Annotated in this window: 11 protein-coding genes, 2 tRNA genes and 1 pseudogene; 12 read left to right on the top strand and 2 right to left on the bottom strand. The window is 28.2% G+C overall.

The window, feature by feature from the left end; all coding sequences use genetic code 11:
- Positions 1-151 precede the first annotated feature (151 nt).
- The 10 genes from csrA to tyrA all read left to right on the top strand — a co-directional run bounded on the left by csrA (position 152) and on the right by tyrA (position 6,937).
- Positions 152-337, top strand: coding sequence for a carbon storage regulator CsrA (csrA, locus tag VOI34_RS03020; protein ID WP_250236520.1), 186 nt, complete (start codon positions 152-154; stop codon positions 335-337).
- 149 nt (positions 338-486) lie between these two features.
- Positions 487-577 (top strand) — tRNA-Ser (locus VOI34_RS03015).
- A gap of 16 nt (positions 578-593) precedes the next feature.
- Positions 594-667 (top strand) — tRNA-Arg (locus VOI34_RS03010).
- A gap of 186 nt (positions 668-853) precedes the next feature.
- On the top strand, positions 854-2,215 hold the full coding sequence (gene ffh / locus VOI34_RS03005; RefSeq protein ID WP_331828379.1) for a signal recognition particle protein: 1,362 nt from the start codon (positions 854-856) through the stop codon (positions 2,213-2,215).
- Positions 2,216-2,309: 94 nt separating this feature from the next.
- On the top strand, positions 2,310-2,549 hold the full coding sequence (gene rpsP, locus VOI34_RS03000) for a 30S ribosomal protein S16 (protein WP_331828378.1): 240 nt from the start codon (positions 2,310-2,312) through the stop codon (positions 2,547-2,549).
- A 16-nt stretch (positions 2,550-2,565) separates the two neighbouring features.
- A complete protein-coding gene (gene rimM, locus VOI34_RS02995; RefSeq protein ID WP_331828377.1) occupies positions 2,566-3,117 on the top strand; it encodes a ribosome maturation factor RimM in 552 nt (183 codons plus the stop codon).
- Positions 3,118-3,146: 29 nt separating this feature from the next.
- A complete protein-coding gene (trmD, locus tag VOI34_RS02990; protein WP_331828376.1) occupies positions 3,147-3,917 on the top strand; it encodes a tRNA (guanosine(37)-N1)-methyltransferase TrmD in 771 nt (256 codons plus the stop codon).
- A 4-nt stretch (positions 3,918-3,921) separates the two neighbouring features.
- A complete protein-coding gene (gene rplS, locus VOI34_RS02985) occupies positions 3,922-4,278 on the top strand; it encodes a 50S ribosomal protein L19 (RefSeq protein ID WP_331828375.1) in 357 nt (118 codons plus the stop codon).
- A gap of 443 nt (positions 4,279-4,721) precedes the next feature.
- Entirely contained in the window at positions 4,722-5,819 is a 1,098-nt protein-coding gene (locus VOI34_RS02980) for a 3-deoxy-7-phosphoheptulonate synthase (RefSeq protein WP_331828374.1), read from the top strand.
- Positions 5,816-6,937, top strand: a complete 1,122-nt coding sequence (gene tyrA, locus VOI34_RS02975) for a bifunctional chorismate mutase/prephenate dehydrogenase (RefSeq protein WP_331828373.1) — start codon at positions 5,816-5,818, stop codon at positions 6,935-6,937. Before VOI34_RS02980 ends, tyrA begins: the two co-directional genes overlap by 4 nt.
- 322 nt (positions 6,938-7,259) lie before the next feature.
- On the opposite strand, the gene VOI34_RS02970 is transcribed toward tyrA, so the two are convergent.
- A complete protein-coding gene (locus VOI34_RS02970; protein ID WP_331828372.1) occupies positions 7,260-8,129 on the bottom strand; it encodes a prephenate dehydratase domain-containing protein in 870 nt (289 codons plus the stop codon).
- Positions 8,130-8,323: 194 nt separating this feature from the next.
- Positions 8,324-9,067 carry an outer membrane protein assembly factor BamD gene (bamD, locus tag VOI34_RS02965; RefSeq protein ID WP_331828371.1) on the bottom strand — a complete coding sequence of 248 codons (744 nt, stop codon included), beginning with the start codon at positions 9,065-9,067 and terminating at the stop codon, positions 8,324-8,326.
- A 125-nt stretch (positions 9,068-9,192) separates the two neighbouring features.
- On the opposite strand from bamD, the pseudogene rluD reads away from it, so the two are divergent.
- Positions 9,193-10,151: pseudogene (rluD, locus tag VOI34_RS02960) on the top strand (23S rRNA pseudouridine(1911/1915/1917) synthase RluD).
- Positions 10,152-10,457: 306 nt separating this feature from the next.
- On the top strand, positions 10,458-13,034 hold the full coding sequence (gene clpB / locus VOI34_RS02955; protein WP_331828370.1) for an ATP-dependent chaperone ClpB: 2,577 nt from the start codon (positions 10,458-10,460) through the stop codon (positions 13,032-13,034).
- Positions 13,035-13,087: the final 53 nt, after the last annotated feature.

The following is a 13,087-nucleotide window of genomic DNA, read 5'->3' as shown; positions in this document are numbered from 1 at the left end:
AAACTATTTATATATTATTAAAACAAGGTATTAAGAATATATAACATAATTAAAGTATCACATAAAGATACTTATTTCATGTTGTTAAATATTGTAAAAACAGTAAAAACGTTCAAAATTACGGCTATTTGAATTTTTCAAGGAGTAAAGGATGCTTATTCTAACTCGACGAGTTGGTGAAACTCTTATCATCGGAGATGAGATTACAGTAACTGTATTAGGTATTAAAGGGAACCAGGTCCGTATTGGTGTAAATGCTCCTAAAGAAATATCTATACACCGAGAAGAAATTTATCAACGTATTAAAGCTGAAAAATCACAACAAACTTTATGCTAAATTTATTATTTTCAAATAAATTTTCTGTACAAATAATAATTTTGTAATTAAAAATTTAGTTGTAAATTATGTAAAAACAACGTAATGTAACAGAAAATTTTTTGATTATAAAAATAAAAAATTAATGAAGAAAATAAATAAAGATATTCGGTGAGGTGGCCGAGAGGCTGAAGGCACTCCCCTGCTAAGGGAGTATATAGTTTTAGCGCTGTATCGAGGGTTCGAATCCCTCCCTCACTGTTAACGGAAATAGTGTGCACCCGTAGCTCAATTGGATAGAGCACTCGGCTACGAACCGAGAGATCGGAGGTTCGAATCCTCTCGGGTGTATTTATGTAGTACTTTGGTTTTGCGCACATCAAAAAATAACAGTTCAATGCTAATTGAATAAATAATACTATTGATTTTGGTTGTTATTAAATAACATAGAAATATTAATAATTGTGTTTAATAATTACTTATTATAATTTTATAGTTGAATTTATTATAATATTTACTTTAATTTGAGTAACAAAAATGTTTGAAAACTTATCCAAAAAAATATCACAATCAGTACGTAATATTGTTGGTTCTGGACGCTTAACAGAAAAAAATATTCAAGACACTTTGAATACAGTTAAAGTTTCTTTATTAGAAGGCGATGTTGCGTTATCTGTCGTACACAGTTTTATTAATAAAGTCAAAGAAGGAATAATTGGAAAGAATATAAATAAACATTTAACTCCAGGTCAAGAATTAATTAAAATCATGCACGCCTCTTTAGTAAAAATTATGGGTGAAGGACTACATGATTTAAATTTACATACCCAAGTACCCTCACTAATATTAATAGTGGGCTTACAAGGTTCTGGTAAAACTACTACTGTTGGAAAACTTGCGAAATATTTAAAAGATAAAAAAAATAAAAAAATATTAGTGGTATCAACTGATATATATAGACCAGCGGGTCTACAACAACTAAAAACATTAGTATCTTCTGAAGATATTAATTTTTTTTCAAATTATAATGCTAACAATAAACCAATTGATATCGCTAAAACCGCAATTATCGCGTCGAAGTCATTATCTTATGATGTTCTGCTAATAGATACTGCTGGTTGTTTAGATACAGATTGTACTTTACTTTCAGAACTATCTGAGATTCATAATACTATTAATCCAGTAGAAACTTTATTTGTTATAGATTCTATGATTGGACAAGTAGCTATTAATAGCATAAATATATTTAATAAAACTTTACCATTAACTGGAATTATCTTAACTAAATTAGATGGAGATTCACGTGGAGGTGTAGCTCTATCTATTAAATATCTTACTGGAAAACCTATAAAATTTATAGGAACAGGAGAAAAAATTGACGAATTAGAACCTTTTAATTCATACAGAATAGCTGGTCGTATACTTGGAATGGGTGACATACTTTCATTAATCGAAGATATTGAAAATAAAGTAGAATGGGTTAAGGAAAAAAAATATATTGATAAAAATAATACAGATTTTAATTTATATGACTTTTTAGGTTATATAAAACAAATACGTAATATGGGAGGAATCAATAAAATAATAAGCAAGTTACCTTCTAATTTAGGAATTAAATTGAATGATATTCAATCATATACTCATGATAATACATTTACACATATAGAAGCTATAATTAACTCTATGACCATTGAAGAACGTTTCAATCCAGATATAATTAAAGGATCTAGAAAAAAACGTATCGCCAATGGATCTGGAGTACACATACAAGATGTTAATAAATTACTCAATAAATTTAATTATATACGTATTACAATACAAAAAATAAATAAAAATGAAGTATTTCGAGTAATACGTACGTTAAAAAACAAAATATCATCTAAATTTACAATTGGTTAAACATGATTTATATACTAACTTAGTATATAGATTATATATCATGCATGTATCACAAGTCTGATTACTTTTAATTTTCAATTCAGGTATGTTATCTATGGTAAGAATTAGATTAGCACGAGGAGGCTATAAGAAAGCTCCTTTTTATCACGTAGTTGTTACTGATAGTAGAAACGCACGTGATGGTCGCTTTATTGAGCGTATCGGATTCTTTAATCCAATTAAATTTGGAAACAATAAAAACTTACATATAAATATAGAACGAGTAAAATATTGGTTACATAAAGGAGCAGCTCCATCTAAACGTGTTTTAAAATTAATAAAAATTTATGAATAATCATTCAATGTGAAATATGAAAAAAAAAATTACGGGAACATCACCTATTACTAATCCCATAGTAATAGGAAAAATTGTAGGCGCATATGGTGTGTTAGGGTGGATACGAATCCAATCTTTTACTGAAAAAAGTGACAATATATTTTTTTATAATCCGTATTACGTCATAATCCAATCTACATGGAAATCAATTTATTTAGATGAATGGAGATTACTTGGAAAACGTTATATCGCCAAAATACGAGAAATATCAAATAGGGAATCTGCTCAATTATTAAATCATTGTGAAATGATTATAGATGAAACACAATTCCCTCATCTAAATGCTGATGAATATTATTGGAAAGATTTAATAGGTTGCACAGTAATTACAGTAAAAGGAATTTTTTTAGGGAATATTATTAGTATAATAGAAACTACAGCAAATGATGTTTTAGTGGTAAAAATGTATCAAAATAAATTTACTGGAATAAAAAATTGTCTTATTCCTTTTCTTATAAAGAAAGTTATCAAAAATGTTGATCTTGTTATACGCACTGTAACTGTAGATTGGGATCCTAATTTTTAATGACTCATGAAATTGAAATTTTATAAAATATGTGGTTTGGTATAATTACTTTATTTCCAGAAATGTTTAGTCCTATTATTAACCATGGAATAATAGGTCGATCAATTCAAAATGGTATTATTTCGATAACACTATGGAACCCGCGCGCATTCACACATAATCAACACTACAATGTAGATGACCGTCCTTATGGAGGAGGACCGGGTATGTTAATGATGATTGAACCTTTAAAAAATGCAATTAATCAAGCTAAAAATGAATTAGGAAATAATATTAAAATAATTTATCTTTCTCCTCAAGGAAAAAGACTAAATCAGCAGTACGTGCGTAAATTCGCATCTGAGTATCAAAAACTAATTTTAGTTTGTGGTAGATATCAAGGTATTGATGAAAGATTAATTCAAACAGAAATTGATGAAGAATGGTCTATAGGAGATTATATCCTTAGTGGGGGAGAATTAGCCGCAATGGTATTAATAGATACTATGTCTAGAGTTATTCCTGGTGTGCTAGGCAATCAAGATTCAAAAGAATCGGATTCTTTTTCTAAAGGAAAATTAGATTGTCCACATTATACACGACCAAAAGTTTTTGAAGGAATGAAAGTGCCATCAGTATTATTATCAGGAAATCATAACAATATTGTTCGTTGGAGACAAAAACAAGCTTTAGGTCGTACTTGGATTAAAAGACCAGATTTGCTTAATGATATACAATTAACTAATAAAGAAAAAGAGTTGCTTGCTGAATTTAAAAATGAGTACTTTTTATCATTGAAAGAAAAAGAATTAGGGAAATAACATAATGTATAAATTAATAAATAATTTCGAACAAAAACAAATAAAAAAAAATATACCTCACTTACATTCAGGTGATACGATAGAGGTTAAGACCTGGGTCATAGAAAACAATAAAAAACGTTTACAAACTTTTGAAGGTGTCGTTATCGCGATTAAAAATCGTGGATTACATTCTTCATTTACTGTAAGAAAAATTTCTAGCGGAGAAGGTGTAGAACGCGTTTTTCAAACACATTCTCCTATTATTAAAGAAATTAAAATTAACCGATTTGGTTTTGTTCGCCGTGCTAAATTATATTATTTACGTAATCTTAGCGGAAAATCTGCACGTATTAAAGTAAAAGTACGTACAAATCCATAAAATACTTTTCATCTTATTAAATATTAATATATTTCATAATATATTAATATTTACCACTAAATTGAATATCTTATAATTATTATTTACTTTAATTATCGATCAGGCTTTAAATTATAATAATCACCCATTATATATAACACAGTACTAAAAATAACATAATATAATGTGTACTATATATATAAATCTTAATTTTAATTAAATTACATCAATAATCTATCATATAGAACAACAACTTATTATTAATAGAACCTCGAATAAATTAAAAAATTAAATAAATTCAATTAATCAATTTATAATAATTTATTAACGATTATGATATAAAACTATATTTACATTAGTTTTATATGTGTATCATAATATAGCTACATATCATCACTTTTAATTGATTATTTAGTATTATAGATTCGTAAACTATGACATCTTATTATATTAAGGTTAATAATATGCAGAACAATGAACGTAATAGTATCTATACTTGCAATATGTACCCAATAATTACTCCTGAACAATTAAAAAATCAATTTCCTATAACGCATATAGAGCAACAGACCATTGTTGATTCTCAAAATATAATTGTGAATATTATTCATAGACGTGATCCACGTTTTTTAGTAATATGTGGTCCTTGCTCTATCCACGATGTTAATGCTACTTTCGAGTATGCCAATAAATTAAAAACTTTATCAATAGATTTACAGGATCAACTATATATAGTTATGCGAGTATATTTAGAAAAACCTCGTACTAATATCGGCTGGAAAGGTCTAATTAACGATCCGTATATGAATGGTTCTAACGATATTGAATTAGGATTAAAAACCGCTCGAAATCTGCTGGTGCAATTAATAAAAATTGGATTACCACTTGCTACTGAAGTATTGAATCCAAATATTCCCCAATATATTGGAGAACTCTTCAGTTGGTCATCTATCGGAGCACGTACTACAGAATCGCAAATACATCGAGAAATAGCTTCTGGATTGAACACTCCTATAGGATTTAAAAATAGTACTAACGGTAATTTTTCTAATGCAATTAACGCAATACGTGCTGCAATGATGCCTCATTGCTATATTAGTATTAATCAATTGGGTCAAGTATGTTTACTACATACAAAAGGCAATCCTAATGCTCATATAATTTTGCGCGGAGGCAAACATCCTAATTACCATCCAGCAGATGTTATCTGCTGTGAAAAAAAAATAAGAGAATCAGAAGGATTATTACCATTGGCATTAATGATAGATTGCAGCCATGGCAATTCTAATAAAGATTATCGTCGTCAGACTAATGTAGCACAATCTATTTCAGATCAAATTAAATATGGAAACCGTTCTATTATCGGTTTAATGATTGAAAGTTATATTCACTCTGGGAATCAATCTATAAATTTATCATCTTCATCTTCTACAGTGCAGTATGGGGTATCAGTCACCGACGCTTGTATAGACTGGGAAACAACTCAACACTTACTATATAATTTATATAAGGAATTAAAACCATTTCTTATAAAGCGTATATCAGGAGCCGAAATGGCATGATAGAGGAACTGAATATTTTACGAAAAAAAATTGATAAAGTAGATCAAGATTTATTAAAACTTTTATCTAAACGACTTTCTTTAGTCTCCAAAGTAGGAGAGATAAAAAGTCGTTATGGATTATTTATTTATGCTCAAGATAGAGAGGAAATAATAGTAGCTTGTCGAAGGAAAGAAGCAATAAAATTAGGTATTTCCCCAGACTTAATAGAAGATATATTACGTCGTGTCATAAGTGAATCTTATTGCAATGAAAATGAAAAAGGATTTAAAACATTATGTCCGAATTTAGGCCCAATTGTTATAATTGGAGGAAATGGCAAAATGGGGCAATTTTTTTATAAAATGCTAACTTTATCAGGGTATAAAGTACAAATTTTAGATAAAAATGATTGGACTAATGCAGAATCAATGCTAACAAATGCTGGAATGGTGGTAATCAGTGTTCCCATTCATTTGGTTGCTAATGTTGTTTGTAAATTACCATATTTACCTCATAACTGTATTATAGTAGATTTATCATCTATAAAAAAAATATCCTTAAATGCTATATTAGCTGCGCATAGCGGGCCAGTTTTGGGATTACATCCTATGTTTAATCCAGATCACGGTAGCATGGTGAAACAAGTAGTAATTTGCTGTGAAGGACGTTATCCAGAAGCATATCAATGGTTATTGGAACAAATACGATTATGGGGGGCAAAATTATATTTTTGCAATATAATAGAACATGACCGATATATGAGTCTAACACAAGGATTATGTCATTTTATTACTTTTATAGCAGGATATTATTTATTAAAAGAAAACATTGATTTAAAAAAAATACTATCTCTTTCTTCTCCAATATTTCGATTAAAATTAATAACAATAGGACGGTTATTTGCTCAAGATCCACAATTATATGCAGATATCATAATGACTTCAGAAAATAATTTAATATTAATCAAACGTTATTACAGGAGACTAGGCAGAATTCTAACATTACTAGAACAAAATAAAAAACAAGAATTCATTGATCAATTTAAAAAAATTCAAAATTGGCTTGGTATATATACTGATCTTTTTTTTATAGAAAGTCGTAAAATATTACGTCAAATTAATCACATGCAAAAATAATACACAAAGTTAATAATCTAAATGACATTGACTAATTTTTATAATTATTTTTATTAAAAATTATATTTATCTAGATTAATAATCTACTATATAAAAATCAATTGTTTAAAATTTAAGATATTGTTTTATATGTATAATAATAATATGTACATTCTTATATTCGACATCCATGTTTGTTAACAATAACACATAATTGCCTATCATTTACAACTGCATACAGTCTCACGTAAAAATAACACGTATATTATCGTTATTCAAAAAAATATTTATATATGAATTTACTATATAAAATAGTATATAAATTTATTTTTTATTGCTGTTTTTAATTTTTATTAGTAGTTGATGTACATTGATAACAACCTAATATTTTTAATGAAGATGAAATTTTTCGTAATTCAATCAAAACTTGTTGTGTATATATATCATTTATATGTGCCATAATTTCAATAATAATTATGTTGTTTGATCTATTATATGATAAAAACCGTGGTTTTAAATAAGTTGTTTTAATACTATAAAATTGTAATATTTTTAAAATTTCACATAATTTTTCTGATTTCTGATTAATAGAGATAATGATTGTAGTTTTTATGGCTATAGAATTATTGATAACTTCAATATTTTTATTTTTTAAAATAATAAATCTAGTTGTATTTTTCTGATAATTAGACAAGTTATATGCCAATAATGAATGTAATCCATAAAACGCGCCTCCTTGCATACTTCCTAAAGCTGCTAAATTAGATTGATTTAATTTAGCTACTGTTTCCATAGCAGCTGCGCTGCTTTCACAGAATACGATTTTCCATGCCGAAAAATATTTCAAAAATTTACTGCATTGTTGAACAGGTTGAGGATGACTATATATAATCTGAATTTGATTTATATCAGTTTTATTATTAACTAATATACAATGGTTTATAGGAATAGTAATTTCATCTACTAATAATAATCGAGTGTGAAGTAATAAATCACATACTTCATTAATTAATCCAGAATTAGAATTCTCGATAGGAACTACGCCATATTCTGCATGACGACATTCTACTAAAGTAAAAATATCATTAAATCTTTGACAACTACATTCTATTACTTGATCAAAACGACAATTCGCATATTGCATAGCAGCAATATGCGAATAAGAACCCTTAGGACCTAAAAATGCTATATGCACTATAGATTTATAAATCATAATACTCATTTACTGTAATATTTTAATGTTTACAGATAATATCTGTATAATAATTGCAATCACTGTAACGATATTTCTACAATTAAAATCCAATTTATAAATATTATACAGTACTTTTTATTAATATATATTTTAAATATTCATTGCATTCTATATATAGAATGCAATGAATATTGTTCGTAAATCATATTGAATCAATGTATTGGATTAGCAGCAATAATTTTAGCTACTTTGTCAGCTTGATCTGGCAAGTATATATTTTGATAAGCTTGTTGCATATAATACAATGCTTTACGGGTTGCTTGAGTATCTGGGAAACGATATAACATTTTTTCTACGCGAGCTATCACTGATATATAAGCATTTCTTTTAGCATAAAACTTTACAATAGCAAGTTCATACTCAGCTATTCTATTTTTTAGAAAAATTAAGCGTCTGTAGGTATCTTCAAAATATTGACTATTCGGATATTTATGAATAAGTTTTATAAAACTATGGAATGCTGTACACGCATACATCGGATTACGGTCAAACCAATTCATATTTAGATATTTTATTAATGCCTTGTTATCTTCATCTAAACACATATTGACTACGCCATGCATATATAATACATAATCGAAATGTTTATGATTAGGATACAATTTAAAAAAACGTTTTATATAATCATTTGCTAATTTGAAATCATTCAATTTATAATAAGCATAAATTAAATCCAAATAAATTTGTTGTGGACAAGGATCAAACAATCTTAAATTTTGTAAATTTACTAAATCTTGAACTGCTCCTTTATAATCAGCGTTATATAATTTATCTTGAGCAAGTTTATAAAGATTACAGGCAGAGCAATTCATAGTTCGATCAGAAGCAATGGTATAGGAAGTTATAATAGTACTAATAATGATCATAATTATTATATGAAGCTGAACACGTTTCATAAAAATTTTATTAACACTCCATGTTGCATATAAATATTAATAGATCATATATAATGAATTCATTTTTAACGGAATATCATACAATAATTTAATTAAATTTAATAATTCAACCATATATTAATATAATGACATCTGAATACTATACTATAAAACCTATAGTTGTACAGATATCTCAATCTGGAAAACGATTAGATTGTGTTCTATCTGAATTACTACCAAATCATTCACGTTCTCAAATAAAATGTTGGATTCTTTCTAAAAAAGTGAATGTTAATAATCAAACAATTATTATTCCTAAAAAAAAAATGATGGGCGGTGAATTTATTGAAATAAAAAATATTATTAATATTAAGAATAGCAGTATAGTTCCTCAAAATATCCCTCTTGAGATTGTATACGAAGACAATGATATTGTAGTAATAAATAAAGCGAAGAATATGGTAGTCCACCCAGGAGCTGGTAACTATTCAGGTACTATATCGAATGCTTTATTATATAAATACCCATCTATTACCAAAGTATTTAGAACAGGTATTGTTCAACGTTTGGATAAAGATACTACTGGTTTAATGGTTGTGGCTAAAAATGTTATTGCGTATCATCGCTTATTACAATTATTTAAAAAAAAAAAATTATTAGAGAATATGAAGCTATAGTTCTTGGAAGATTTATCCATAATGAAGGAATCATAGATGAACCAATTAAAAGACATGCTGTTCATCGTACTCGCATGGCGGTAAACCCTATGGGGAAGTCAGCTATTACGTATTACTATACTATAGAAGCGTTTAGTATGTATACCAGAATTCGAGTACGCCTTGGAACTGGAAGGACTCACCAAATTCGTGTACATATGGCTCATATTAATCACCCATTATTAGGAGATCAGAAGTATGGAAAATTAACTTATTCTATTAAAGGTGCGTCTAATGAACTCAATGATTATCTGCGTATTTTTAATCGACAAGCATTACATGCAACTACGCTTCAACTGTATCATCCTATTACTAAAATGCAAATGAAATGGGTTATACCTTTACCCCAAGATATAATAAAATTAATAAATATATTACGAAAAAACTAAAAATATGTTAAACAATACTATTTATTTACAAAAGAGACTTTGTGTAAATACTTTGTTTTATTACAAACGACAATCTAAGTATTTAAATTATATCATATAAAATCATTATGTTAGATTAATTATAATTACATGTCATACATATAATAAATTGCATACATATACTCGAGTACAGCCACACACATTTCATATTTTTAATAATTTATATGCTTGAATTTTGAGTATTTAATCTCCATATTTTCATAGTTTATGTTAATTAAATGAATATGATTTGGTGTTGTATTTTATTATAAGAGGGCGATGGATGTTATGCGGTTAGATCATTTTACTCATCATTTTCAATTAGCGCTTTCTGATGCTCAATCTATAGCGCTTAAAAAAGATAATCAATTTGTTGAATCTATTCATGTGATGCTTGCTTTTTTAAAAGAAGAAAGTGGATCAGTATATCAGCTATTGATACGTGCTGGATCTAATCTTTATCAATTAACTAAATCAGTTGAACAGGCATGTAATTACCTACCGAAAGTAAAAGGTACTGGAGGAGATATTCAATGTTCACGTGGTTTAATTAAAATATTAAATGTATGTGATAAATTAGCACAGAAATACAATGATACTTTCATTGCATCAGAAATGTTTATTTTAGCAGTTATTGAATCTGATGAAATATTAAATGATTTGTTAAAAAAATCTGGAGTGATTATAGAAAACATAAAAAAAGCAATAAATTGCATACGTAATGATCGATTAGTTAATGATCAAAAAGCAGAATCTCAACGTCAAGCATTACAAAAATTTACTGTAGATATAACTAAATTTGCAGAAAAAAGTAATCTTGATCCTGTTATTGGTCGAGACGAAGAAATTCGTCGTACTATTCAAGTATTACAGAGACGTACTAAAAATAATCCTGTTCTGATTGGAAAACCTGGAGTAGGAAAAACTGCTATTGTAGAAGGATTAGCACAACGTATTATTAATGGTGAAGTTCCAGAAGGATTAAAAAATAGTCGTATATTAGCTTTAGATATGGGGGCATTATTAGCAGGATCAAAATATAGAGGAGAATTTGAAGAACGCTTAAAAAACGTATTAAATGATATATCTAAAGAAAAGGACAATATTATTTTATTCATTGATGAACTCCATATTATGGTTGGAGCCGGTAAAACTGATGGAGCAATGGATGCAAGTAATATGCTTAAACCAAGATTGGCTAGAGGGGAATTACATTGTGTAGGAGCAACCACACTTGATGAGTATAACAAGTATATTGAACAAGATTCGGCTTTGGAAAGGCGTTTCCAAAAAATATTTGTTGCTGAGCCTAGTGTTGAAGATACTATAGCTATTCTTCGTGGATTAAAAGAACGTTATGAATTACATCATAATGTTCATATTACTGATCCAGCAATAGTCGCTGCCGCAAACTTATCATATCGATATATTTCTGATCGTCAGTTACCGGATAAAGCCATTGATCTAATTGACGAAGCGGCTTCTAGTATTCGTATACAAATAGATTCTAAACCAGAAGAATTAGATAGATTAGAACGACGTATTATACAGCTAAAATTAGAGCAACAAGCATTAAAAAAAGAATCAGATAATGCTAGTATGAAACGATTAGAAGTATTAACTACTGAGTTAATGCAAAAAGAACAAGATTGTATTGCTCTTGAAAAAAACTGGAAAAATGAAAAAATTTACTTATCTAGTGCTCAAAATATTAAATCTGATTTAGAACAGGCAAAAATTGCCATTGATCAAGCACGTCGTATTGGTGATTTAGCTCGTATGTCTGAACTGCAGTATGGTAAAATTCCTGAATTAGAAAACAAACTATCAACAATATTACAATATAATAATAAAAAAATACGTCTTCTACGAAATTGTGTTACTGATATAGAAATTGCTGAAGTATTATCCCGCTGGACTGGTATTCCTGTTTCTAGGATGTTAGCTAGTGAAAAAGATAAATTATTAAATATGGAAGATACTTTACATCAATTAGTTATTGGACAACATGAAGCAGTACAAGCAGTATCTAACGCCATTCGTCGGAGTCGTTCTGGATTATCTGATCTTAAACGTCCAATCGGTTCATTTATGTTTTTAGGACCTACTGGAGTAGGAAAAACTGAATTATGTAAAGCATTATCTATATTTCTTTTCGATACTAATAACGCAATAGTTCGTATTGATATGTCTGAATTTATGGAAAAACATTCTGTATCAAGATTGTTAGGCGCTCCTCCTGGTTATGTTGGGTATGAATCAGGGGGATATTTGACTGAAGCAATACGTCGTCGACCATATTCTATTATTTTATTAGACGAAATAGAAAAAGCACATGTAGAAATTTTCAATGTATTATTACAAGTATTAGATGACGGACGATTAACAGATGGACATGGACGAACAGTGAATTTCAGTAATACTGTCGTCATCATGACATCTAATTTAGGATCAGATTTAATTCAAAAACAATTTGGAACCATAAATTATCAAGAAGTGAAAATTACAATATTAGATATAGTTAATCGAAATTTTAGACCAGAATTTGTAAATAGGATAGACGAAATTGTAGTCTTTCATCCCCTGAGCGCTGAACATCTGATCAAAATTGCTAAAATTCAGTTACAACATTTATGTGATCGTTTAGAAGAAAAGGGGTATCCTAATACTAATATTACTAATAAAGTCTTGTTATTTTTATCGAAAGTCGGATTTAATCCAATATATGGTGCCCGTCCATTAAAGCGCGCTATACAACAACATATTGAAAATGAATTATCTCAAAAAATTTTATCTGGAGAATTACTACCGGGTAAAAATATTACCTTAGATGTTGTAAACAATGCGATTGTTTTTATTCAATAATTTATAATTAATTTAAAATATACAACTACTCAAGTATCATCGAATAAAATTAT

The organism is Candidatus Blochmannia sp. SNP (genome assembly GCF_036549215.1).
In the GTDB taxonomy this organism is placed as follows: Bacteria; Pseudomonadota; Gammaproteobacteria; order Enterobacterales; family Enterobacteriaceae; genus Blochmanniella.
This window is presented reverse-complemented; position numbering and strand designations above follow the sequence as displayed.

Coding starts and splice junctions, on each gene's coding strand:
- csrA (WP_250236520.1), top strand. CDS start 152: ATGCTTATTCTAACTCGACGAGTTGGTGAAACTCTTATCATCGGAGAT.
- VOI34_RS02970 (WP_331828372.1), bottom strand. CDS start 8,129: ATGATTTATAAATCTATAGTGCATATAGCATTTTTAGGTCCTAAGGGT.
- rpsP (WP_331828378.1), top strand. CDS start 2,310: ATGGTAAGAATTAGATTAGCACGAGGAGGCTATAAGAAAGCTCCTTTT.
- bamD (WP_331828371.1), bottom strand. CDS start 9,067: ATGAAACGTGTTCAGCTTCATATAATAATTATGATCATTATTAGTACT.
- rplS (WP_331828375.1), top strand. CDS start 3,922: ATGTATAAATTAATAAATAATTTCGAACAAAAACAAATAAAAAAAAAT.
- clpB (WP_331828370.1), top strand. CDS start 10,458: ATGCGGTTAGATCATTTTACTCATCATTTTCAATTAGCGCTTTCTGAT.
- rimM (WP_331828377.1), top strand. CDS start 2,566: ATGAAAAAAAAAATTACGGGAACATCACCTATTACTAATCCCATAGTA.
- ffh (WP_331828379.1), top strand. CDS start 854: ATGTTTGAAAACTTATCCAAAAAAATATCACAATCAGTACGTAATATT.
- VOI34_RS02980 (WP_331828374.1), top strand. CDS start 4,722: ATGCAGAACAATGAACGTAATAGTATCTATACTTGCAATATGTACCCA.
- tyrA (WP_331828373.1), top strand. CDS start 5,816: ATGATAGAGGAACTGAATATTTTACGAAAAAAAATTGATAAAGTAGAT.
- trmD (WP_331828376.1), top strand. CDS start 3,147: ATGTGGTTTGGTATAATTACTTTATTTCCAGAAATGTTTAGTCCTATT.